The 21,898-nt window shown below is 63.7% G+C and carries 23 protein-coding genes and 1 pseudogene; 2 read left to right on the plus strand and 22 right to left on the minus strand.

Going from position 1 to position 21,898, the window contains the following annotated elements; all coding sequences use genetic code 11:
• Positions 1–54: 54 nt before the first annotated feature.
• The 4 genes from ACHIRB_RS24250 to ACHIRB_RS24265 all read right to left on the minus strand — a co-directional run bounded on the left by ACHIRB_RS24250 (position 55) and on the right by ACHIRB_RS24265 (position 2,505).
• On the minus strand, positions 55–1,089 hold the full coding sequence (locus ACHIRB_RS24250; protein ID WP_395126090.1) for an LGFP repeat-containing protein: 1,035 nt from the start codon (positions 1,087–1,089) through the stop codon (positions 55–57).
• Positions 1,090–1,409: 320 nt separating this feature from the next.
• Positions 1,410–1,664 (minus strand): Mu transposase C-terminal domain-containing protein, encoded by a 255-nt coding sequence (locus ACHIRB_RS24255; RefSeq protein ID WP_199704268.1) that lies wholly within the window; start codon positions 1,662–1,664, stop codon positions 1,410–1,412.
• Positions 1,657–2,220 (minus strand): integrase catalytic domain-containing protein, encoded by a 564-nt coding sequence (locus ACHIRB_RS24260; protein ID WP_395126089.1) that lies wholly within the window; start codon positions 2,218–2,220, stop codon positions 1,657–1,659. The genes ACHIRB_RS24255 and ACHIRB_RS24260 overlap by 8 nt, the downstream gene beginning before the upstream one ends.
• 72 nt (positions 2,221–2,292) lie before the next feature.
• The gene (locus ACHIRB_RS24265; RefSeq protein WP_395118499.1) at positions 2,293–2,505 is read right to left on the minus strand and encodes a DNA-binding domain-containing protein; all 213 of its coding nucleotides are present in this window, start codon (positions 2,503–2,505) and stop codon (positions 2,293–2,295) included.
• 621 nt (positions 2,506–3,126) lie between these two features.
• On the opposite strand from ACHIRB_RS24265, the gene ACHIRB_RS24270 reads away from it, so the two are divergent.
• A complete protein-coding gene (locus ACHIRB_RS24270; RefSeq protein WP_395126087.1) occupies positions 3,127–3,657 on the plus strand; it encodes a hypothetical protein in 531 nt (176 codons plus the stop codon).
• Between the two features lie 15 nt (positions 3,658–3,672).
• On the opposite strand, the gene ACHIRB_RS24275 is transcribed toward ACHIRB_RS24270, so the two are convergent.
• The 11 genes and pseudogenes from ACHIRB_RS24275 to ACHIRB_RS24325 form a co-directional block, all read right to left on the minus strand.
• Positions 3,673–4,362, minus strand: a complete 690-nt coding sequence (locus tag ACHIRB_RS24275; protein WP_395126086.1) for a lysoplasmalogenase family protein — start codon at positions 4,360–4,362, stop codon at positions 3,673–3,675.
• A gap of 6 nt (positions 4,363–4,368) precedes the next feature.
• Positions 4,369–4,863, minus strand: coding sequence for a hypothetical protein (locus tag ACHIRB_RS24280; protein WP_395118507.1), 495 nt, complete (start codon positions 4,861–4,863; stop codon positions 4,369–4,371).
• The gene (locus ACHIRB_RS24285; protein ID WP_395126085.1) at positions 4,860–5,165 is read right to left on the minus strand and encodes a hypothetical protein; all 306 of its coding nucleotides are present in this window, start codon (positions 5,163–5,165) and stop codon (positions 4,860–4,862) included. The genes ACHIRB_RS24280 and ACHIRB_RS24285 overlap by 4 nt, the downstream gene beginning before the upstream one ends.
• A gap of 13 nt (positions 5,166–5,178) precedes the next feature.
• On the minus strand, positions 5,179–6,276 hold the full coding sequence (locus tag ACHIRB_RS24290) for an MSMEG_0565 family glycosyltransferase (RefSeq protein WP_395126084.1): 1,098 nt from the start codon (positions 6,274–6,276) through the stop codon (positions 5,179–5,181).
• Complete coding sequence (locus tag ACHIRB_RS24295) at positions 6,276–7,127, minus strand: carbon-nitrogen hydrolase family protein (RefSeq protein ID WP_395118513.1); 852 nt, start codon at positions 7,125–7,127, stop codon at positions 6,276–6,278. Before ACHIRB_RS24295 ends, ACHIRB_RS24290 begins: the two co-directional genes overlap by 1 nt.
• Positions 7,128–7,136: 9 nt before the next feature.
• Positions 7,137–8,381, minus strand: a complete 1,245-nt coding sequence (locus tag ACHIRB_RS24300) for an MSMEG_0569 family flavin-dependent oxidoreductase (RefSeq protein ID WP_395126083.1) — start codon at positions 8,379–8,381, stop codon at positions 7,137–7,139.
• Positions 8,378–8,698: an MSMEG_0570 family nitrogen starvation response protein gene (locus ACHIRB_RS24305; RefSeq protein ID WP_395126082.1), complete on the minus strand. Its 321-nt coding sequence runs from the start codon at positions 8,696–8,698 to the stop codon at positions 8,378–8,380. The genes ACHIRB_RS24300 and ACHIRB_RS24305 overlap by 4 nt, the downstream gene beginning before the upstream one ends.
• The gene (locus ACHIRB_RS24310; protein WP_395126081.1) at positions 8,691–9,617 is read right to left on the minus strand and encodes a carbon-nitrogen hydrolase family protein; all 927 of its coding nucleotides are present in this window, start codon (positions 9,615–9,617) and stop codon (positions 8,691–8,693) included. The genes ACHIRB_RS24305 and ACHIRB_RS24310 overlap by 8 nt, the downstream gene beginning before the upstream one ends.
• Entirely contained in the window at positions 9,614–11,023 is a 1,410-nt protein-coding gene (locus tag ACHIRB_RS24315; protein WP_395126080.1) for an MSMEG_0567/sll0787 family protein, read from the minus strand. The genes ACHIRB_RS24310 and ACHIRB_RS24315 overlap by 4 nt, the downstream gene beginning before the upstream one ends.
• Before the next feature lies 1 nt (position 11,024).
• Positions 11,025–12,085: pseudogene (locus tag ACHIRB_RS24320) on the minus strand (MSMEG_0568 family radical SAM protein).
• Positions 12,086–12,097: 12 nt separating this feature from the next.
• Entirely contained in the window at positions 12,098–12,661 is a 564-nt protein-coding gene (locus ACHIRB_RS24325; protein ID WP_372433148.1) for an MSMEG_0572/Sll0783 family nitrogen starvation response protein, read from the minus strand.
• Between the two features lie 407 nt (positions 12,662–13,068).
• On the opposite strand from ACHIRB_RS24325, the gene ACHIRB_RS24330 reads away from it, so the two are divergent.
• Positions 13,069–14,628: a metallophosphoesterase family protein gene (locus ACHIRB_RS24330; protein ID WP_395126079.1), complete on the plus strand. Its 1,560-nt coding sequence runs from the start codon at positions 13,069–13,071 to the stop codon at positions 14,626–14,628.
• A 143-nt stretch (positions 14,629–14,771) separates the two neighbouring features.
• On the opposite strand, the gene ACHIRB_RS24335 is transcribed toward ACHIRB_RS24330, so the two are convergent.
• The 7 genes from ACHIRB_RS24335 to clpB form a co-directional block, all read right to left on the minus strand.
• Complete coding sequence (locus ACHIRB_RS24335) at positions 14,772–15,074, minus strand: hypothetical protein (protein ID WP_395118529.1); 303 nt, start codon at positions 15,072–15,074, stop codon at positions 14,772–14,774.
• Entirely contained in the window at positions 15,067–15,759 is a 693-nt protein-coding gene (locus tag ACHIRB_RS24340) for a helix-turn-helix domain-containing protein (protein WP_395118531.1), read from the minus strand. The genes ACHIRB_RS24335 and ACHIRB_RS24340 overlap by 8 nt, the downstream gene beginning before the upstream one ends.
• 133 nt (positions 15,760–15,892) lie before the next feature.
• Entirely contained in the window at positions 15,893–16,426 is a 534-nt protein-coding gene (gene pyrE, locus ACHIRB_RS24345) for an orotate phosphoribosyltransferase (protein WP_395126078.1), read from the minus strand.
• Positions 16,427–16,451: 25 nt separating this feature from the next.
• On the minus strand, positions 16,452–17,249 hold the full coding sequence (locus ACHIRB_RS24350; RefSeq protein ID WP_395126077.1) for an SDR family NAD(P)-dependent oxidoreductase: 798 nt from the start codon (positions 17,247–17,249) through the stop codon (positions 16,452–16,454).
• Positions 17,250–17,296: 47 nt separating this feature from the next.
• Positions 17,297–18,196: a type III secretion system chaperone family protein gene (locus ACHIRB_RS24355; protein ID WP_395126092.1), complete on the minus strand. Its 900-nt coding sequence runs from the start codon at positions 18,194–18,196 to the stop codon at positions 17,297–17,299.
• Between the two features lie 41 nt (positions 18,197–18,237).
• A complete protein-coding gene (locus tag ACHIRB_RS24360) occupies positions 18,238–19,149 on the minus strand; it encodes a DUF5666 domain-containing protein (RefSeq protein ID WP_395126076.1) in 912 nt (303 codons plus the stop codon).
• A gap of 24 nt (positions 19,150–19,173) precedes the next feature.
• Entirely contained in the window at positions 19,174–21,723 is a 2,550-nt protein-coding gene (clpB, locus tag ACHIRB_RS24365; protein WP_395118539.1) for an ATP-dependent chaperone ClpB, read from the minus strand.
• Positions 21,724–21,898 lie beyond the last annotated feature (175 nt).

Genomic DNA, 21,898 nt, shown 5'->3' on the forward strand with positions numbered 1-21,898 from the left:
TGACATGACTCCATCCTTCCCAAAGAATGAAGTCTCCGGACTCACCGGGGCGGTTCAGTGCCAATAGATGACACCGTTTTGGAAGCGGACCATCGCGCCTTGACCACCGGGAAGCCCTATTTCGTCACCAATCGGATAGCCGAGGAAGCTTCCGCCGGGTGCGGCGCCGCCCACGGTGTTCCATTTATCGCGTATCGCGCCGTTCTTGATAGCGGATCCGACAGCGTTCTGGAACGCGACATAGATCGCGCCGAACTGGAACTCTTGGCGGCGTCCGCCGTCAGGGAGCACGATCTCGTCGGTGGTCGGATATTTCAGCCAACCCCCTTCGTATCCGTGGACGCCCCAGCGGTTGAGGAAGCTGTTCACCACCGGATGTGCACCGGTAGCCCCCGACCAGTAGATCGGGCCATTGAGGAACTGCGTCCGAGCGCCGGTATTGCCGGGATTGGTGAGTTCTGGCGAGTTGGGGAAGGACAGGAAGCTTCCTGGTCCGCCCAATGAGTTGTACTTGTCTTTGATAGCTCCGCACACCTCGTACGGTGATGGCCAGTACACCTGGCATCCGGCCGCGACACGCGCCATCCGTTGGCGTGCTTCCATGGTCTCGGCTTTGTCGGCGTCGGCTTTGGTGAACGGCGCGGGAATTTCTTCCTGGTCGGAACGCATCTGACCCGGAACGACGGTGGCTTTCGGGTCTTTAGTTGGTGTCCAGTCCGGATCCGGTTCAGCGGTCTTCGACGACAGCTCGTCGTTCTCCGGCTCTACCGGTTGATCGGCAGCTGGCGCTGCCGGTAAATCGGGCGGATCCACCAGCGCGGGGGCAGGCGGCGGCGCGACCGGCGCAGGGCTTATCGGTTCCGCTGGCGGATCGGGAGCGGTCTTCGGGTCCGGAGCAACAGACTCGGTGGTCGTCGGCGGTTTGGTTTGCTGCGCGTTGTCCGGAGTCGGCGTCAGTTCTGTGGGCTGCGGCGCCTCTGGCGATGGTGACGGTGCCGTTGTCGATGGTGGCGGTGCCGTTGTCGATGGTGACGGTGCCGTAGTAGGGGTCGGCTCCGCTCCCGCTAGCGCGGCGGGAGTTGTCAACACGCACAAAGCAGCTGCTGAAATAGCAAGTAGCCGAATACTTTTGCCTCGCCGATTCCCCTGAAGCATCTGTCGTTTTCTTCGCATAGCAAGTACCCCTCCGAAAATTTCTCAAGATCCCCGAATGTCGTCCCCGCCGCGAATATTTCGCGGGCTTTACCCATACTTGGGGTAGTGCATCGAATGCGAAACAGTAGCCAGGTATCACTCTGGTAACAGCAGTCACAGGCGTGACCGGCGGGTGCCGGTGTCAACGTCGCCTCGATCAGGCGCGGCTGGGTACAGATGTGCCTCGCGCCTACCGCACGAAGAGCAGGTATTCGTCATCTGGTGACGGAACAGAGGTCGTGACGCCCCATGTCACGAGCGCAGGGAAGCAACGACATCGGGACGCCTTGCCGATGAAGCCAATCTCGTTCCTGCTCATAGCGTTGCAGAGTTTTCAGTGCGTCGCTGTGGTACTGGACGTGATCGACCTGAAATCCGCTGCGGGTCAACGTTCGCCGGATCACCGGTAGAAAGTCGATCAGGAACGAGGTTTCGTGTGTGACGATCGGCGGTGTTCCGGATTCAGCCACCGCATCCGACCACACTCCCAGCGGGCGTGCGGGCGAGCCCGCTGTGAATCCGGCCGTGATAGCAGGCCACCGCCAAGGTCAGCCACCGCTGCAATTCTCTCAGTGTGAGAACAGCTTTCGCGTCACTGTCGTAGGCACCGCGCTCGCGCGGATTGGAGAACGTCGTGCCCGGCAGTTCGTGCACCATCTGCATCATGGTGCCGATCACACGCTCGACAACGCCGCCGTAGTGCGGCTGTCCCGGAGGTCGGTACTCCAGTCGAATACCGTGCTGTGCACACCCGCGACGCAGGGCCTCGCTTTTGAACTCTGCAGCATTGTCGAGGTAGAGCTCGCGGGGTTTGCCGCTCATCGGCCACACCGCGTCCACGCCGAGAGCTTCCAGCCCCGCCCGCTTGTCGGTCACGGTGTGCGCCAAACACAATCCGACAGATGTTGCCGAGGGCTTATCCAACGTCACGACAAGCCCGACGACGCACCTACTCATGACGTCGATCGCGGCTGTCAGATACGGCCGGCCAACCGGCAGACGGTGCCGCTCATCGACGACGATCACATCGATCGGAGTGTGATCGATCTGAACTCGGTCCAAAATCCTGTCGATTGCGGGTGGGTTACCGCCGGCGGCCTATCGAGTGCGCGCGGTGTCCTTCGCGTATCGGGCAGTCACGGTCTTTTCTGCGTCCAGCTTCGCAATCCGTCGCTCGACCGTGCCGCGCGAAGGTGCACTAAAACCACGAATCATGCACTGCCGTTTGATATCTCGAAACACCGACGTCGTAGTTGGACGCTGCCGTGTCAGATATCGCGTTTGGAGCACGAAGCGAACGATGGCTTCCACCTCGTCGGCGAGCCGTTCGCCTGCACGCCCTCCGCTGGACTTAGCGGGAAGAAGAGAGGAGACGACGCCACCGCCTGCACGCCATTTGGCGAGCAGGAGGTATACCTGACGTCGTGAGACACCAAGGTCAGCGGCCGCGGAGTCAACGACGGCGTGGCCGAGGGGGCTGTGCTCCGCAAGTTTGGCAATGACAACTGCGTTGCGTACAGCGGAATCTCATGCCTCATCGGACGCAGTGAGAACACTGCGCTCCACCACTGCGTCCTCGGCCATTCGGGAAGCTCCGTCGTGCACGGTAGTACGGACCAAAACTGACCGTAGTGCACACGAGTGATGCACACCGCATTCACGAAGTCGCCTGCACAGCCAACAAACCCGCACGTCATCGGTGCAGCCGACTACAGACATTCACACCTGTAAACGTTGCAAGCGCGGGGCCTGAGATACGGGGTGCCGTGATCCCCACCCTGTAGGACCTGTCCACCGGAGTCTCGCGCGACGATGCTTAGCCCACAGGCATAGCCGGGCAATTACACGACAAGGTGGTTCGAAGTCGCACTCGGAAACAAATCTCGGTTCGCGAAGTACATCGCCGTCGCTGCGGCAGCGGCAACCATCCCGATGCTCGCCGCGTGCGGTGGCAGTGACGGCGGGGACAGCAGCGCCGCAAACCCAGCGTCGGCGGACGACTTCACGTTCGACACACCCTCGGAGCAATCGTCGGAAGCTGCGAACGTCGACGTCTGCGCACTCTTGTCGGAGCAGGACGCAGCCGACGTCGCCGATGCCGCTGGGCTTGCCGGCGGCCGCAAGGCCGGGATCGAATACTCCATCACCGCAACGAAAGTCGAGTACGACCCTGCCGTCCAGGAATACTCGCCGACCTCGGGGTGCAAGTTCGTCTTCGACTCCGTCGACACGGACGGGGTCGCCAGTAACTCGGGCGTCGTCGTGATCGAAACCATCCCAGCGGACAACTGGGATCTCTACACCGGCGACGGCACACCGATTCCTGGTCTCGGCGACGAAGCATCGACCGTCGCGGGCACGTCCTATGTCCGCGTTGGCGACCTCATGTTGCGAACGGGGCAGAACAGCTTCACGGACTCGTTCATCGTGGAGCTGTACAAGAAGATGGCCCCCAACCTCTGAGCGCCCGCTGGCGATTCAGCGATCGAGGTCCGACATACCTTCGACCAGAAAATATTGCGCCGCTGCATAGGTAGCGAGGATGGCGCCCTCGGAGATTCGACGGGCAGCGTCACCGCGCAGGAACAGGCGGCGAAACACGATGAGCCCGTCGGAGACGGTGAACAACAACGCTCCGAGGGCAAGTCCGCTGCGTGGATCGGCGGTCGGCACGACGAGTCCACCAACGGTTCGGGCGTCGGGAGCAAGTGCCGGATCCGAGGCGAGGGTGGTCGCGGTGGCAAGGGTGACGCCGTACGCGCTGAGCGGCAACGCGACCGCACGTGAGCGGGCGCGCACCAATCCCGCTGCAGCGAGCCACCCGACGACTCGCGGCACAACTGCGGGCGCAGTCGGCCGAGCGTTGTGCCGGAGCAGCAGGGCCGTGTACGCGGCCTGCATCACGGCGAAGGATGCTGCACCTCGGACGAGCTTGGCGTCGTCGTCGGGATCGATCAGCAGGACATCACCGAGCGTCGCGGCGCCAAGACCACCGAGCAGGAGGTTGCGGTCCGTGCCGCGCGCCCGCAGATACGCTCCGACGGCAAGCGCAGGCGCGATCAGTGGTTTCGCGAACTGCTGCACACGCTCGCTACCGGCGACCGCGCCACTCACGGTCGCCACAGCTGCGGCACCGAACACTGCGTGCTCGATCCGAACCGAACTCATCGCACCTCAATCGTCGTGGGTCAGGTAACGCTCGACGTCGGACAATGCCTGATCCAACTCGTGATCAGGTAGATGTCGACGGACCTTGGCGAGCAGTTCGGCAACGAGTTCGCCGATCTCGCCGCGGCCTGCGTCGTTGCCACACGTTACAGATCGTCGCCCGAGCGCATCCTCGATATCGACTCGAACCGGCATGCCGTCACGCAGCCAATCCCCGGAAGGCTTTGTCGCGGCGTCTGTTACGGCCTCCGACGCTGCCCACACAACGTCGAACTCGTCGGCAGCCAACACATCGTCGGAACGATGCGACCGCGGTGGACCCGTGACGCATGCCAGCCGAGCCACCGTCTCCGCCGCCTCGATCGTGATCAGGACGTCACGGTGGAAGGTGGGGAGAAACAGCACTCGAAGAATCTGCACGCCTGGCGTGCGACCGACCAGATCGAAGCCGGGTTCACCCATGCCTGCCAACGATTCGTTGACGCGGCGGTCGAGTTTCATGACGTGGCCTCGAGCGCAGCGTCGCAGCGGTCGGCCAACGTGAGAAAGCGCGTCCCCCAACCGCTGGACAGGCTCACCTCTTGCACAGGTCCGGTGGGGAGGAACAACGACCGGATCTCGAACTTCGGCAGGTCGGCGGCAGTTCGGGCTGCTCGGATGGCGGCGCTGATCTCGTCGACCTCGGCAAGCGCGTCGTCGGCGCCGAACCACGACGACCAGGAGAAGTCGTTGTCCGGTTGCGACAGGAGTGCGCGCAGGTCGTCGAACACCGCAAGCAGCTCGGCACGAGGATCAGCAGTCATCAGACAACCAACACTAGTGAATGGCGACGCGCGCCGCGTAGAACTGCAGGTGTGCCGCCGCTGCGTCGTCCCAGCTGAAGCGCGCGGCGAGTGCCCGTCCACGCTGTTGTCTGCTCGGATCGGGCCGCAGCGCGCCACGTAAGGCGGCGGCCATGTCGTCGATCTCGACGACGTAATCGACGGCGTCGCCGAACACCTCCCGTAGAACGGGCAGATCACGCGCGACAACGGGTACACCTGCCGCGAGCGCTTCCATCGCAGCGAGACCGAATCCCTCCTTCGTCGAGAAGAACGGCAGTACCGCGGCTCCCGCAACGAGGGCGGGCAACTCGTCGTCGGCCACTGCACCCAGCACGATCGGTTGGATGCCGAGGTCGGCTGCGCGTTGCTCGAAGCGCGCTCGGTAGTCCCGGTAGTCGAACAACGTCTCACCGCCTGCGAAGACGAGGGCGAGGTCGGGCTCACGCGGCAATAGCTGCGCGAACGCGTCGAGAAGGTCGATGCTGCCCTTGCGTGGCTCGATGCCACCGACCGCCAAGACGTACCTGCCGAGTTTCGACTGCCATGCCGACCGCTTCTGCACCGCAACGGGATCCGCGCCCGACGCTGCGGCGAACTTGGCGGAGTCGACGCCGTTCGGAATTACCGTCGCGTCGAATCCCCACCCTTGCCGCACCTCCGCGGCGACAGCCGCCGACACGCAGATCCGCGCATACGGCGTTGTGATCGCACGTTCGTGACAGGCGATCAGCTCGGGTGTGGCGAATTGGTCGAGGTGGTGGATGGTTCGAATACAGCGTCCCACCGCATTGGCGCTGATGCAGTCCTGGGCGTGGACGATGTCGTAACTCTGTGCTTGAAACGCGTTGCGCAGCAATTCGATCGAACGCAAGATCCGCTCACCGACCGTCTCGGAGTCGATGGGTTCGAACCGAACGAGCTCCGTCCGCACGCCGTGCCCAACCTCGCGAAAGAAGCCGACGTCGCCGCCACGCGCCAAACTCCACACCGTCACATCGGCACCCGCACGGCTCAGCGCCTCGGCCAGATTCAGCGTATGAACCACGCCACCACGGGGTTTCGTCGAGTAGGTCAGTAGAGCGATCCGCATCAACGGGCTGCCTTCTCGTCCAGCAGGTTGTGATAGGTGTCGACGCGTCGTTCCTCGAGATGGCGCAACACGCGGCGCGCGCGCTCGACTTCTCGCTCGATGTCGATATCCGCCACTGCGAGACCACCTTTCGACCAGGTCTTCGCAAGAACGTCGCCACCAGGACCGACCACCTTTGCCTGACCGAGAAACCGCAACGAGCCGGTCACTCCGGTCTGATTCGACGACGCCAACACCACTTGGTTCTCCGCTGCGCGGGCCATGTCGTACAGGTCGAACAACCGCGCCTGCCGATCGTTCGGCATCCTCGATGCGCGATCGGTGACGCTCGCCGGCCACGCCGACAGCGCAGCGATGGTGGTCGCGCCGTCCAGTGCCAGCGTTCTCGCTGACTCGGGAAACGTTTTGTCGTAGTCGATCAGCATTCCCATTCGGCCGACCGGCGTATCGAAAGCAGTGAACCCCGAACCCGCTGCGTACGCGAGATGTTCGCCTGCAGGCTGGTGCACCTTGCGGTGGTGACCGAGGATCCCGTCACCGGTGAGACAGGTCGCGGCGTTGTAGCGCAGACCCCCGGCCGACTCGGTGAATCCGATGCAGACGGTCATGTCCCGCGCCCATGAGCACAGCAGCCGGATCTCGGGTCCGTACGGATCGATAGCGGGCGGTATCGACGCGGGATCGGGGTTGCGCAGATCGCCGATATACCCACCGAGGGTCGCGTCCGGCAGCACGAGAAGATCGACCTTTTCGGCGGCGAGCCGCTCGAGGATGCCGCCGAGCTTCTCCAACGCCCGGCCGATGTCCGGGCCGAAATGTCCTGCCAGCGCCGCAATCCGAGTTGTCCCCACGCCAATCCCCTACGCCGCGGCCGTGTCGCGTACCCGAACGCCGATACGATCCGCGAGAAACTCCGCGTCGCGAGCAACCGCGGCGAATCTGCCTGACCCCCAAGTGTGTTGCCAGGGCAGACCGAGGAAGAAGAGACCCTGCGCCGCGGTCACCCCGCGGTTGTGGCACGGATGCCCCTCGCCGTCGAATACACCGACACGAAGCCAGCTGTAGTCGGTCCGGAAGCCGACCGACCACACGATCGAGCCGATGTTCGACGCGGCGAGGTCCAGTTCGGTCATCTCGCGTTCGGGCCGCCATACAGGGACGTACCTCGCTTCGAGCGGCGCCTCGATACCTGCGCGTTCGATGTAGGCATCGATCGAATTCTTGATACTTTCCGCTACGGCATCGGCGGCGTCGAGTGACGCTTCCAGTGTCGGGGCGAACGTCATCGTGCCGTCCACTACATCGATCATCCGGCCGTAGAGCGACATACCTTCCAACGCGAACTGACGCAGATCGATATCGCGGCCACCGTCACGACCTGTCACATAGTGATTTGTGTTCTCACGCTTGCCCAATCCGCCCGGTTGATCGTCGATCGGTACGTCGTAGTGACCCATGTCCTGCAGCCATGCCACGCAGTCCCGACCACGATAGAAACGCGCGACCCGCGGCGCGTTGCCCGCAACCAGATGGACCTTTCGGCCGTCGAGGTGCAGGTCCTCCGCGATCTGGGCGCCGGATTGTCCGGTCCCGACGACCATCACATCACCGTCGGGAAGATCTGCGCTGCAGCGATATTGCGACGAATGCAACTGCTGGATCGTTGCGGGTAGCTTCTCGGCGAAACGCGGAATGGTCGGTATGTGATAGCCGCCAACCGCGACGACGACCTGACCGGCATGCAGTGCGCCCGCTGTCGTCTCGAGGTCGTAGCCGCCGTGCATCGACTGCCGGACCGATGTCACCGCAACGCCTTCACGAACCGGAGCATCGAAACTCGACGCATAGCCGCGCACGAACTCGTACACCTGCTGGCGTTTCATAAACCCGTGCGGATCGTCGCCCGCGTAGGAGTAGCCGGGAAGTGCGCACTGCCAGTTCGGGGTGACCAAAGTGAAGTTGTCCCAGCGGCTGTCGAGCCACTCGTGGGCGATGGTGTCGCGTTCGAGTACTACGTGGTCGACACCACGCCGCGTCAGATGCCAGCTGATCGACAGACCGGCCTGACCACCGCCGATCACGACGACCTCATGATGTTGTGTCATCGTGCGATTCCATTCAGCGAAGTTGCATCCGTGGGAAGTTGTCCGGTCATCGACAGGACGAGTACCTCGCCGGGCTCCGAAATCCTTGCTACCGCTTCGATCTCGTCGAGTTGCGCCATTGCCGACGTGCAGTACACGCCGTATTTCGCGCGCACCCGTTCGCTCGCCTCGCTCAGAGCAGCCGCGGCGCGGTCGACGAATTCTGTTGTCGAATAGCTTCTTCCGACCTCGAGGTAGTCGTGCATCACCAGCGATGGCGAGTAGCAGGACTGGGTGCGGCCGCCGGGCCACTGCACGACGAACGTCATTTCAGGCATCGACGGTCTCCAGAACCTCGTTCGGAATCCCGGGTTGGCCTACGACGCCGAACTCGGCGATCACGTCGTGGTAGAGGTCGGGTCGGCGATCACGGAGGTTGTACATGCCGCCACCGCGGGCGAGGCCGAGGACTTCCGCCACATCGACTGTCGCAGTGGCAAGTCCGGGTTCGACTCCTGTCGTTGCGAGAATCTCGCCACCCGGCCCGACGATCTTCGCGCTGCACACGAACCGTAGCGATCCGAATGTCCCTGCCTGATTCGCGGCAACCCACACGATCTGGTTCTCGACAGCCCGTGCCCGATCGAAGATGTCGAAGCGCTGCTTCCAGCGGTCGTCTTCCAGATTCTCGACCGTCGCAGTGCGCGACGTCGGCCAGGCCGACAGCGATGTGACGATCTCTGCGCCGTCGAGCGCAAGCAACCGTGCTGCCTCGGGGAAGGCCTTGTCGTAGCAGATCTGCATACCCATCCGGCCCACCGGAGTGTCGAAGGCTCGATAGGTGTCTCCCGCTGCGTAACAGAGGTTTTCGCCGAGTGGTTGATGCACCTTGCGGTAGGAACCGAGGATGCCGTCGCCGCTCAATGTGACGGCGGTGTTGTATCGCACGTCGCCGTCGGCTTCACAGAACCCCAGTGTGATCACCAGGTCGCCTGCCATGTCGATCACCCGGCGCAGTTCGGGACCGTCCAATTCGAGTGCAGGTGGCAGGCTTCGAAGCCGACGTGCCTTTGCCTCGTCGCTCTCGTCCCCGCCGCCGAGGCTCGGCAGGTATCCGCCGAGGCACGCTTCGGGAAGGACAAGCAGTTGGCTCCCGCGTTCCCGAGCTGTAGCAACGAGACTGACGATGGTGCGGTAACCCGCCTCCATGTCGCGGCCGAATTCGGCGGCCGCCACCGATATCGTGACGTTGTTCATGATGCTCCCAATCCAGTAACGGTGCTGTGCACCGCGAATGTCGTTGCGTCATCGGGCCAGCGGAGGCTGACTCCTGGCGTCGTGGTGAGGCGGCCGCATACTGCGCTGTGGGCCGGTCCGGCAGGCGCTACCCGAGCGCCCGGCCGGTCTGCTGTGATCATGGCGAACCCGGGAAAGCAGGTGATCCATTCGCCGAGGGTGGCATCGGTCGGCCGCGGTATCCGTGCGACCTCGAGTTCGGCGCCGAGTCCACTCGCCTCGGCGAGCATCCCTGTGGTGCCTGCCAATCCGGCCATGCTGACGTCCTTGGCGGCGTGCGGTGCGGTGTCGGCTACGAAACGTCCCATTGCCAGCAACTCCACGCTGGACCGCGTCGACGTCGAATCCCACTGCTGACCTTGATATCCCGGCCGCCAGCCCCCGTCGAGGTCGGCCGTGAGCCGAAGCTCGTCGCCGAGTTTGCCTCCGCCGCCACGAACGGGATTCGCGGTACGACCGAGCGCTGTGACGGAAAGCGCTGCCGGAACGCCCAATTGCGTGTGACCGCCGAGCACCGGGACTCCCCAGGTCGCGCTGGCCTTGGCAAGTCCGCGCACAACTCTCGTCAGGATCGAGTGGTTCGGCGCACCGACCGCATCGAGCAGGCCGACAGGTTCGGCACCCATCGCCGAGAGATCGTTGAGATTGACCAGCGCGGCGCACCACCCTGCCCATTCCGGATCGCGCTGCACCATCGACGGAATGATGGCGTCACATGCCGCGATCAGGTCGGTACCTGGTACCGGTGCACCATCGTCACCTCTGAAGCCGTTGCCACCCAACGCCGTCGGCTGCTCTCGCAGCGGTGCGAGCACGCCTGCCAGTAGCGCTTTGGTGGCGGCGACGATTCGTTCGACGCGGTCGATCGGCCAGCGCATATGCACGTGCGGCGCCCTGGCGATCTCGACATCGCCGAGCCGCACCCACCCGAGCCGGGTGAACATACCCTCGTACCGCCGGGCAACGGTCGCTTCGAAACGCAGCACGTGATTGGTCTCTGCATAGGCGCACGCTGCCTGTACCAACGCTGGACCGACGGTTCCCTTACGCTGCCCCTGGTCGACGACGAGTCGGCTGCCCGTCCACCAACCGAGGTCGACGGCAGTCGCGGGTGCCAACCTGACCCCGCCGAGCACAGTTCCGTCGTGCGCCACCGCCACGAGCACCCGGGTCCGGGGATCGTCGTCGATGTCGTCGGCATCACTGCCCGAGAACAGTTGCTGCTGCGCGACGAACGACTCGTGCCGCAGCTTGCGGTAGGCCGCGGACTCACGAGCCCCCGCCACTCGAATCAGATAGCCGGGCGCATCGTGGGAGGTGCGTGCCGGCCCCGTCAGCACACTGAAATCGGCGGTTGTGATCGTCATGTCAGCCTCCTGCGCTCGAAAGGACGCTGCAGGCACCGCATGCAGCGCATCCCGCTCGCTGATCGGAGCCGAGCATTCCGGCGCGTTGCAGCTCCTTGGCGACCCTCCTCGTCACATCCTCGAGGACATCCCTGTCCGGCGCGGACGCATGATCGACGTCGACCGCGAGGGTGCCACCGAGAGGACGAAACGGAACGACGAACGGGTAGACGCCCATGTCGATGAGTTCCGCTGCACCGGAAACCAACTCGTCCGGATCCTCGCCGAGCCCGACGAGAAGATACGTCGACCCTGGTTGCGTCCGAACACCCGAACGGCTTCCGCCCACGCCCGGCGGTATTCGCTCAGCGGGACTGTCGCCTTACCCGGCATCCACTTTCGGCGGACGTCGTCGTCGAGCGACTCGACATGGATGCCGATGGCATCGGCACCCGCCTCGCGCAGCTCGGAGATGGTGGCCAGATCACCGGGCGGTTCACATTGAACTTGGATAGGTAGCTGCGGCACAACCGCTTTCACTGCTCGGACGCAGCGCGCCAGATGCCGCGCGCCACGATCCTTCGCCGCCGAAGTCCCCGTTGTCATGACCAGCTGCGTGACACCGTCGAGCCGGACCGCCGCCTCGGCAACTTCCGCCAGCTGGTCAGGGCGTTTGACCGCAATGGTGGATCCCGCCGCCAGCGACGCCTCGATCGAGCAGAACCTGCACCGCTCGTCCTCGCCGTAGCGGATACACGTCTGCACAACCGTCGTGGCAAGAACATTCGAGCCGTGCAGTTTCGCGATCTTCTCGTAGGAAACTCCGTCTGCCGTCTGCAGGTCGTAGAACTTCGGACGACCGATCGGCTCGATTTCCATCCCGATATCAGCGCCGTCGAGGAGCAGTTTGTTGCCGGCAAGGGAGTAGGGGCTGTCGGATCGAATCGGCAGTGCTGCACCGAATCCCCCGATCAGCACATGCCCGTCGTCGCTCGGCCCAGCGCCCGAACGACGTTGTACCGGAGTCGATCCGCCACGAATACCGAGTAGCGCGATATCTACTCGCGTCGACACGTCGCCCATATCGGTCCGACCTCAGACCTGATACGTGGAGTTGATGATCGCGCCCTTGCGTGCGTAGTGGATCAACGCGTCCTGCACGTCGAGCGGATGCGCCGGGATGACACCCTCGATCAGGTCTTCTTCGCGTGCACCGTGCAGCGCCAAGCCGAAGCGGCAGGCGAACACCTTGCCGCCTTCCTTGATAAATGCAGCGAGTGCGTCGTTGATGTTCTGCTCGCCAGGGAAACCGCTGTCGCCGGTGGTCGGGAAGCCGCGGTTGGCGATGGCGTTGATCGCGCCGGGACCGTAGAAGTAGATCGCCGACTCGAAACCTTTACGCAGCGCGCGGGTGGCCTGCAGTACCGCAACGAAGCTCACCGACGATTCGTGTGCGATGCCGTGTACGAGGGTGAAGTAGCTTTCGCCCGACTCCGCCTTGTAGTCGGGAAAGATCTTCGTCGAGCCGTAGATGTTAGTGCCCTTCGGCAACGACGGGTGCGGAATCTCGGCGAGCGACTTCGTGATGTTCGCTTCGATGGCCTGCTCGATCTCGGCGAGGGCGGTCGGGGTGGTTGTGGTTGTCGTCGGTGCGGACACTGGTTCCTCCTGGAACGATGCGATCTAACTGAAGGTCTGGGAAGCGGAGAGTGGGCAACCTTGCCCTGATCGCTAAATTTCACGCCTCGCGTATTGCCGTCTGGTCACATTGGGAACAAGTGCAGATGACGGAAAGCTCACGGGTGAGGTAGCCGGCGATTTACTCAATTATGTTGTGCTGCAACCGCTTCAATGGAGTTGCGGCCTTTCGCATTGGACGAACGACAGGTCGAGTTATTCGCCGTGTAACACAAATCCTGGTGACCAGCCGAGGCGGTTTTACGACCGGGGTTTGCGTGCGCAGCCCGCCGTAACATCGCCGCAACGGACGTTCACAACCGAGTCCGGACCAAATACCGATCGGACATATCAGTCGAATCCGGATTTCCGCCGGTACGCTCGAAGGAGTGAAGAGCACCTGGCGGACCGGCGGAATCGTCGCGGTGTTCGTTGTCGTGAACGGCGTCGGTGCCGATACCCTCGCGCGCGGTGGCGACGATCCCATTCCGCAGCCTGCCGTCGAGATACCGGCCATCGGGCTGGTTGCCGATCCTGCGCCACTGTCGTCGACGATGGTCGCGGGGATCAGCGAGACCTCGGCTCCCGATCGCAGAATCGGCTTCGACGAAACCTCGGCGTCGACCCTCGCCACCACCGGCGCCGACGAGTTCCCCTATCTGCGCTACACGGTCAAGTTCACGCCAGGGACCGAAGCTGCGACGGTGTCGTGGCGCGGCCGGTCGGTCAATCGGAACGACATCGCGATGCACGTCTGGGACGCGGTGGCGCAGACGTGGGGTACACCCGTTGCTGCCGCTACGCCGGTCACGCCAGGCGGCGTGGTCGAACTGTCCGCCCAGGTCACCGGCGCGGAGCGCTTCGAGAGCGGCACGGCGGCAGTACTCGTGATCGACAGTCCGCGTCTCGATGAGGGTTTCGAGACGCGAAATGCGCTGCCCGATCAACAGTTTGCCAACCCCGAGTCGTACGACTTCGCCTTGCAACACATCACCGACACCCAGTACATCAGCCGTGACGATCCCGAGGTGTACGAGTCGATGACGCAGTGGACCGTCGACAATGCCGAGAAGTACAAGGTTGCCTACTCCATGCATACCGGCGATCTCGTGCAAAGTCACATTCGGCCCGGACGGCCAGAAGATATGGCGCGCAAGGAGTTCGAAGTCGCCAGCGAGTCGATGAAGATCCTGGAGGACGCCGGAATACCGCACGGCGTGCTGCCGGGTAACCACGACAACCTGTGGAACGCGGCCGGTCGGATGATCCCAGGCGAGCACGAGAAGAACCACGCGTTGTACAACGAATTCTTCGGTCCACAGCGCTACCAGGATCGCCCGTACTGGGGCGATTCGTTCACCGACGAGGACAATTCGGCGCACTACGACCTGATCGACATTGCGGGCGCCAAGCTTCTGATGCTCTACCTCGGCTACAACCCGCCGGACAAGGTGATGCGTTGGGCAGAAGGCGTTCTCGACGATCATCCCGATCACAACGCCGTGATCGGTACGCACTACTACTTGAACGAGTTCGGCGACAAACCGAACATGGGATTCAGCGACATCCACGCCAGCTCGGGCGCGCAGATCTGGAATCGTCTTGTAAAGCCCTACGATTCGGTGTTCATGGTGCTCTCGGGCCACATCGACGGACAGGCGACCGTCATCGACCACAACGTCGGTAGAGACGGCCGAACCGTCACGCAATTACTTTCGGACTACCAGTATTTCGAGGTCGAGGGCGAGCGTCGGACAGGTTTTCAGCGCATGCTGCAGTTCGACATCGACGCCGGAAAGCTAGCTGTGACAACCCATTCGCCCACCCTCGGCTCGTTCCACCCAGAACGCTTCGACCCGCAGAATCGCTACGAAGCCGGCTCCGGCGAGTTCGTCGTCGACTTCACACTGCCCGCCGACCTGCCACGCCGGGTGAGTGCCGAAGGCTGAGGCGTGCGACGCACGACGGATCCCGTGCCAGCACTGACAGTGCGGCCCATCCTTGCTCACGCAATGCGCTCGGAAGCAACAGCCATGATCGGTGTATTGGATCGCGCAATTGCGCGGCGAGAACTCGAATTCGACCCCGGTCGTTACCCTCGAGCCGACCAGCTTCGTACACGGGGCAATTCGTATCCGATGCTTTCCAGAGCCGCACGTGCCTGGCCGAAAGTTGTTGCACCGGTTTCGATATGCAGCACCATGTCCACATCGACGGTCACTCGCTCCAGCGGCAGACCGGCATGTAGGGCGTGTAACTGCACCATCAGACCGCCGACCAGCGTCCATCGGTCACCGGGCAATACCTGGCCGATTTCGACCACCTGCGGCCATGGCGGACCCCACCCACCGGCCGGAGCGGGAACATGCCATAAAGGGCGGTCCGACTCAGTCACGCCCGAACACCGCCGCGTGGAGCGAACCGAGCTCGCGCAGTCCTGCCGTCCGTTCGCGGGTGTTCAACGAATCGGCAAGGTCCAGAGCGACAGCGGCCAGCGGTGGACGACCGTGGGCGAACGCATCGAAACAAGTAACCCCTCTCAGCGTCACGTTCCCCGCAGCATCGTCGACCAGCGCGAACCGCTCCGCAAGCGCGTCGACGTCACCGACCGGCAGGTACGCGTCCAGGTGTTTCTGCGCAGGCGTCAGGCCCCACTGTCGAAGGTTGTCGACGTGGAGCGCCGACCCACCAGTTGGCACGACACGGGACGCGATGTCGTCCAGCATCGTTGTGTGGCATCGAAACCGCCGAACCCGAGCCCGCTGTCGTGCGAGATACACCAGATCGTCGACACTGGATTTGCGTAGGCGGTGTATCAGCCGGGTCCGCTCGACAGCCGAGATCCATGGCGCATCCGAGTCCGAGACGATCGTCAGCGCGGCCCACGCGATCCGCTCGCTCCACGGACGGCCTCGACGTCGCGGCTCTTGCGCCAGCCGTTGCACCGACTCAGCATCGACGACGAATGTGCGACCGAGCAGGCGCGCGCCCTGAAGCTGACCATCGGATGCAAGACGCCGCACTTCGCGAGGGGTGACCCCCAAAATCTCTGCAGCCGCAATCGAGGTCAGCTCAGCCATACACATATCATCCCTTATCGGGCTATATGTGTAAATAAAAGCAGTCGAGGGCCGGTCCTATGCGTACGATGCGTCTGCCGGGTCCAGCGTCCGAACCCGGTGCCGACGTCCCCGCGGGGACGTCACATCTCCGCTAGCCAAGCCCCAGATCCTCCAGACCGAGGAGCGAGCGATACTCCAACCCCTCGGCGGCGATTATGGCGTCGGCACCGGTTGCTCGGTCGACAACGGTCGCGACACCGACGACGATCGCTCCGGCATCACGCAGCGCCTTGACCGCGGTGAGCGGCGAGTTGCCCGTCGTTGTCGTGTCCTCGACGACGAGTACCCGCTTGCCGACGATGTCGGGTCCCTCGATCTGGCGCTGCATGCCATGCGCCTTGGCGGCTTTGCGCACGACGAAGGCATCGATCGGACGGCCCTCTGCGTGCATGATCGCCATCGCGACCGGATCGGCACCCATCGTCAGACCCCCGACAGAATCGAAATCCCAGTCGGACACCAACTCGCGCAACAACTTTCCGATCAACGGTGCGGCAGCGTGATGCAGGGTCGCGCGGCGGAGGTCGACGTAATAGTCGGCTTCGTTCCCCGACGACAGCGTCACCTTGCCGTGAACAACAGCCAATTCGCGCACAAGCGCGGCCAGATCGTCGCGTTCGGTCATGGCTGCAACCTTAGGCGAGCAGTGCTCAGGTGCGGCCGCGGCCCTTGCCGACGACGTTGTTGATCCCGCGCACAACACGCTTCGGAATCACCCGACTTGCTGCGGTCAGCACTTTGTACTGCACGCCGGGGATGCTGAGGATCTTGCCCTTCTCGAGGTCGTCGAGTGAGGTCGCGACAACCTGATCCACGTTGAGCCACAAGACTTTCGGCAGGTCCATCGCAATGCCCGCACGCTCGTGAAACTCTGTGTGCACGAATCCTGGGCACAGCGCCTGAATTTCGACCCCGGTACCGCTCAAGCCACCGGCAAGGCCCTCGGTGAACGAGATGACGTACGCCTTGGACGCCGAGTAGGTCGACCCCCGCCCGGACACCAGTCCAGCCACGCTCGCAACGTTGATGATGCGGCCCTTCGCGGACGCGATCATCGACGGCAACGCGGCCCTCGTCAGCTGCATAACCGCCGTGACGTTGACATCGAGCTGCGACTGCAGCACCTCGGGGTCCAGTGTCCAGAACTCGCCCGTAAGCCCGAATCCTGCGTTGTTGACGAGGAATTGGACGCCCTTGTCGAGGCGCCGCGCGACGTCGTCTCGACCTTCGACTGTCGCAAGATCCGCGGGCAGGATCTCGGACTTGGCACCGTAGCGACGGTCCAGATCGGCTGCCAACGCAGCCAGCCGTTCTTCGTCGCGGGCAACGAGCACAAGGTCGTAGCCGAGGGATGCAAGTTTGTTCGCAAAACCAGCGCCGAGACCCGAGGTAGGACCGGTGACAAGTGCTACAGGTCGCGTCGATTTCGACGGCACGCTGGACGACATGGCGGCTAGCTTAGCGGTCCGACCGAACTTCTCCTGGCCTGCTGAGATTATCGGCGCGGATCGACGTCGTGGGTGGTCCAGTCGTCCGGGGGCAGCCTGCGCGGGGCAGGCGGTTGTGGTGGTTGCGGCCGCTGCTGACGTGCTCGCTCCGGCGCCGGATACCGCGGCGGTGGCATCACCCGCGAATCGCCCTGGCCGATATCGCGAACCTGGTGGGCGTGATTGTCACCGCCCTGGAATGCCTCACCCTGCGCGGGCACCCGAACAGTCTGCGCGGACGCGTCTTCGGCACGACGCGGCCTCGGCCGACCTGGATCGTGGCCTTCCTGCGCCAAACCGTGCGGCCCGCTGGCAGGCGGGAGCACGTGCAACATGCCGGACAGCCGGGCGACAGCGTCGATCGCCGTATCCCACTCACGACCCGAGGTCGCAACGGGAAGCGAACCCAACGTCCACATGCCTTCGCTCCACAACATTCCCAGCTTGGGCGGGAGCGACTCGGTGAACGTCACCATCCGCTGATCGCAGACGCGCCGCGCAATATCGAGATCGGTGGCGAACATGATCCGCTGACCGATGCCACCGAGAAGTTCGAGGTCGGCATCGCGCGGTGGCGGTGTGGACTTGAGTCGAAGATCGATATCGACGTCGGATCCGATCTCCCGGCGGACAGCAACGATCGTCGCCGTCTCCTCCAGATCGAACAGAAAGAACTGCTCACCTCGTCGAACACCACTGACGATGTCGACAGCGGACAAGTAATCCTGCTTCGCGAGGGCGGCACGGCGCCACGTGGACGGCAGGCTGGGATCGAGCGGCGTGTACGTGTAGCCCTGCGCCTTGGCCCAGATCTGGCGAACCCTGCCGACCCGTTGCCGCTGGATGTGATCGATGTACAAGAGCGCGCCCGCACCAACGAGTGCGATCGCTGCAAGGCCGAACCACATTGCGGTCATCGCTCAATACCCTAGCTGTCTCGGTCGCCGATCTAGTTTCCGAACCCGCCGACATCGATCGCCGTGTCGACGATGACCTTGGCGAGAATTTCGTTGTCACCCTGCGAATCGCCCTGCACAGCGATCGAATTGCCGACCTTCAGATCGGACACGTTCGAACCGTTCAACGAGATGATCTGAGTATCGCTGTCCGTGCGGACCGTCACCGTGGAACCGTCGATCGAATCGATCTCGATCGTCGAGCCGTCGTTGCTGGTGATCGTTCCGAGCGCGGCGCCGAGACCCGCGATGTCGGGCAAACCGCTCGGGAGCTGCAAGCCCGTCGGGAACTGGAAGGTCGGGTCCGCGGTCGACGGCGACCCCGGCGTGGTCGGCGCCCTGCTCGGAGTCGGCCGCACGGACGAATTGCTGGCGGTGTTCGAGCTGTCGTCGGATCCGCCGCCGCCGAACAGCAGTGCAGCGCCGACACCTGCGGCAACGACGAGCACGGCCGCAACGGCGACAGCGATCCACATACCGACCTTGTTCTTACGTGGCGGCTGCTGCCCGGACCCCGGCGGCAGGTGACCGCCAGGCCCACCAGGAGGTGGATAGCCACCCTGCTGGCCGTACGGATCCCCGCCGTACTGAGCGTCGTACGTGGGGAATGCCTGTGTGCTGTTGTAGGGCGGACGGTTCGGGTCGTACGGCTCGGCAGCCGGATACGACCCGTACTGCCCGTCGACCGGGTAGCCGGCCGTCGGGTACGCCATCGTCGGATTCGCGGGCGGCGACCCGTACGCCTCGGTCGGGTCGTTCGTGTAGTTGCCACCCTGCGGGTAGCCGGCGTTCTGATCCCCGAACTTCTCGGTCGGTGCATCGAACGGCCCGGGTCCGTTCGGTCCGGGACCGTACGGTCCCGGACCACCGGGCTGACCCTGTCGAGGATCGTTCGGGTTCGTCATAGCTCACCAGCGTAGGCCAGGAAGTTACTTCCCGACGTCCAGAGCACTGCCATCTTCGACGACACCGACCGGCACCGTGTCACCGTCGTGAATGTCGCCTGCAAGCAACCGCTTCGCGAGCTGATCCCCGATCGCCTGCTGCATCAGCCGACGCAACGGACGTGCACCGTAGACGGCGTCGTAGCCGCGTACAGCAAGCCACATCCTCGCGGCCGGTGAGACGTCGAGGGTGAGTCGACGAGCCGCCAACCGCTTCTGCAGCTGCACAAGCTGGATGTCGACGATGTCTTCCAACTGCTCCTCGGTGAGTGGGTGGAAGATCACGACGTCGTCGAGCCGGTTGATGAACTCCGGCTTGAACGCCGACCGGACCGCCGTCATCACCTGATCCTTGTCGCCACCTGCGCCTAGGTTCGACGTCAGGATGAGGATCGTGTTGCGGAAGTCCACCGTCCGACCTTGGCCATCGGTGAGCCGACCCTCGTCGAGAACGGCGAGCAGGATGTCGAACACGTCCGGGTGCGCCTTCTCGACCTCGTCGAACAGGACGACCGTGTACGGGCGTCGACGCACCGCCTCGGTCAGCTGACCACCCTGGTCGTAGCCGACGTATCCGGGGGGCGAGCCGACAAGCCTTGCTACGGAATGCTTTTCGCTGTACTCGCTCATGTCGATCCGGACCATGGCGCGTTCGTCGTCGAACAGGAAGCCCGCCAACGCTTTTGCCAGTTCGGTCTTGCCTACACCGGTCGGACCGAGGAACAGGAACGACCCCGTCGGTCGGTTCGGATCAGCAACGCCTGCCCGCGCGCGCCGCACCGCATCCGAAACAGCTTGCACCGCTTCGGCTTGCCCGACGACACGCTTGCCGAGTTCGTCTTCCATACGCAGCAGTTTCGCGGTTTCGCCTTCGAGCAGCCGACCCGCGGGAATGCCGGTCCATGCCGCAACCACATCGGCGACGTCGTCCGGCCCGACCTCCTCCTTGAGCATCACCTGCTCTTTGGTCGGAGTGGTCGCCGTCTTCGCGGCAAGTTCCTTCTCCAACGCCGGGATTCGGCCGTAGCGCAGCTCCGCTGCCTTGCCGTAGTCACCGTCACGCTCGGCCCGCTCGGACTCACCGCGCAGCGTCTCGAGCTGTTCCTTGAGATCGCGGATCACGTCGATCGCGTTCTTCTCGTTCTGCCAGCGGGTGCTGAGCTGATTGAGCTTTTCCTGCGAATCCGCAAGCTCCTGACGAAGTTTCGTCAGCCGCTGCTTGGACGCATCGTCGGTCTCCTTCGCGAGTGCGACCTCCTCGATCTCCAACCGACGCACGCTTCGCTCGACCTCGTCGATCTCGACGGGACGCGAATCGATCTCCATCCGCAGGCGCGACGCGGCCTCGTCGACGAGGTCGATCGCCTTGTCCGGCAGGAACCTCGACGTGATGTAGCGGTCGCTCAGCGTCGCAGCGGCGACCAGCGAGGAGTCGGTGATGCGCACACCATGGTGCACCTCGTACCGCTCCTTGAGTCCACGCAGAATGCCGATCGTGTCCTCGACACTCGGCTCCCCGACGAACACCTGCTGGAACCGACGCTCGAGCGCAGCGTCCTTCTCGATGTACTTGCGGTACTCCTCGAGCGTCGTCGCGCCGACCATCCGCAGCTCACCACGGGCAAGCATCGGCTTGATCATGTTGCCTGCGTCCATGGCGGATTCGCCTGTCGCACCGGCACCGACGATCGTGTGGAGCTCGTCGATGAAAGTGATGATCTGACCAGCGGAGTTCTTGATGTCGTCGAGGACGGCCTTGAGCCGTTCCTCGAACTCACCGCGGTACTTCGCACCGGCCACCATCGAACCGAGGTCGAGCGAGACAAGGGTCTTGCCGCGCAACGATTCCGGCACGTCGCCCGCAATGATGCGCTGGGCGAGGCCTTCGACGATCGCCGTCTTACCGACGCCGGGCTCGCCGATCAGGACCGGATTGTTCTTGGTACGACGCGAAAGCACCTGAACGACACGACGAATCTCGTTGTCGCGTCCGATCACCGGGTCGAGCTTGCCGGTCCTGGCAAGTGCGGTGAGGTCGGTCGAGTACTTCTCGAGAGCCTGGTACGTGCTCTCCGGGTCGGGGCTGGTGACGCGGGCACTACCGCGCACCGATGTGAAGGCATCGCGCAGCGCAACGGGTGTCGCCCCATGAGCGACAAGCAGTTTCGCGACGTCGGAATCGCCCGAAGCGAGGCCGACGAGGAGATGCTCGGTCGAGACATATTCGTCGTCGAGCTCGGTCGCCAGATGTTGAGCGGCCGTGATCGCGGCGAGCGACTCGCGGCCGAGTTGCGGCGTTGTCGTCGCACCGGTCGCACGTGGCATCCGGTCGACGGCGACCTGCGCCTCGCGCCGAACGGCGGCCGGATCGACACCGACAGCCTTCAACAGCGGGGCGGCGATGCCGTCCGTCTGATCCAACAACGCAACCAGCAGATGCGCGGGCCTGATGTCGGGATTGCCGGCGGACGACGCCGACTGCAATGCGGCCGTCAGGGCCGCCTGGGTCTTGGTGGTGGGATTGAACGAGTCCACTGGTCACCTCTGTCTACATATAGGACTACTAGTTCTGTGGACAGGTCTACACGACCACGGTGGTCCGCAGCCTGTCATAGATCACAACCCACACAAGGTTGAGTCTATTCCGCTCAACTTTAGAAAGATTGCGGGAACCTGGCAAGAGTGGGTGATACCTCTCGGAATCCGAGCG

It is taken from the genome of Antrihabitans spumae (assembly GCF_043944905.1).
Lineage (GTDB): Bacteria > Actinomycetota > Actinomycetes > Mycobacteriales > Mycobacteriaceae > Antrihabitans > Antrihabitans spumae.

What these genes read in the sequence shown, in the direction of transcription:
- ACHIRB_RS24350 (WP_395126077.1), bottom strand. Translation starts at nt 17,249, where the DNA reads ATGTCGTCCAGCGTGCCGTCGAAATCGACGCGACCTGTAGCACTTGTC.
- ACHIRB_RS24275 (WP_395126086.1), bottom strand. Translation starts at nt 4,362, where the DNA reads ATGAGTTCGGTTCGGATCGAGCACGCAGTGTTCGGTGCCGCAGCTGTG.
- ACHIRB_RS24360 (WP_395126076.1), bottom strand. Translation starts at nt 19,149, where the DNA reads ATGACGAACCCGAACGATCCTCGACAGGGTCAGCCCGGTGGTCCGGGA.
- ACHIRB_RS24285 (WP_395126085.1), bottom strand. Translation starts at nt 5,165, where the DNA reads ATGACTGCTGATCCTCGTGCCGAGCTGCTTGCGGTGTTCGACGACCTG.
- ACHIRB_RS24280 (WP_395118507.1), bottom strand. Translation starts at nt 4,863, where the DNA reads ATGAAACTCGACCGCCGCGTCAACGAATCGTTGGCAGGCATGGGTGAA.
- pyrE (WP_395126078.1), bottom strand. Translation starts at nt 16,426, where the DNA reads ATGACCGAACGCGACGATCTGGCCGCGCTTGTGCGCGAATTGGCTGTT.
- ACHIRB_RS24310 (WP_395126081.1), bottom strand. Translation starts at nt 9,617, where the DNA reads ATGAACAACGTCACGATATCGGTGGCGGCCGCCGAATTCGGCCGCGAC.
- ACHIRB_RS24300 (WP_395126083.1), bottom strand. Translation starts at nt 8,381, where the DNA reads ATGACACAACATCATGAGGTCGTCGTGATCGGCGGTGGTCAGGCCGGT.
- ACHIRB_RS24340 (WP_395118531.1), bottom strand. Translation starts at nt 15,759, where the DNA reads ATGGCTGAGCTGACCTCGATTGCGGCTGCAGAGATTTTGGGGGTCACC.
- ACHIRB_RS24305 (WP_395126082.1), bottom strand. Translation starts at nt 8,698, where the DNA reads ATGCCTGAAATGACGTTCGTCGTGCAGTGGCCCGGCGGCCGCACCCAG.
- ACHIRB_RS24270 (WP_395126087.1), top strand. Translation starts at nt 3,127, where the DNA reads ATGCTCGCCGCGTGCGGTGGCAGTGACGGCGGGGACAGCAGCGCCGCA.
- ACHIRB_RS24290 (WP_395126084.1), bottom strand. Translation starts at nt 6,276, where the DNA reads ATGCGGATCGCTCTACTGACCTACTCGACGAAACCCCGTGGTGGCGTG.
- ACHIRB_RS24355 (WP_395126092.1), bottom strand. Translation starts at nt 18,196, where the DNA reads ATGTGGTTCGGCCTTGCAGCGATCGCACTCGTTGGTGCGGGCGCGCTC.
- ACHIRB_RS24315 (WP_395126080.1), bottom strand. Translation starts at nt 11,023, where the DNA reads ATGACGATCACAACCGCCGATTTCAGTGTGCTGACGGGGCCGGCACGC.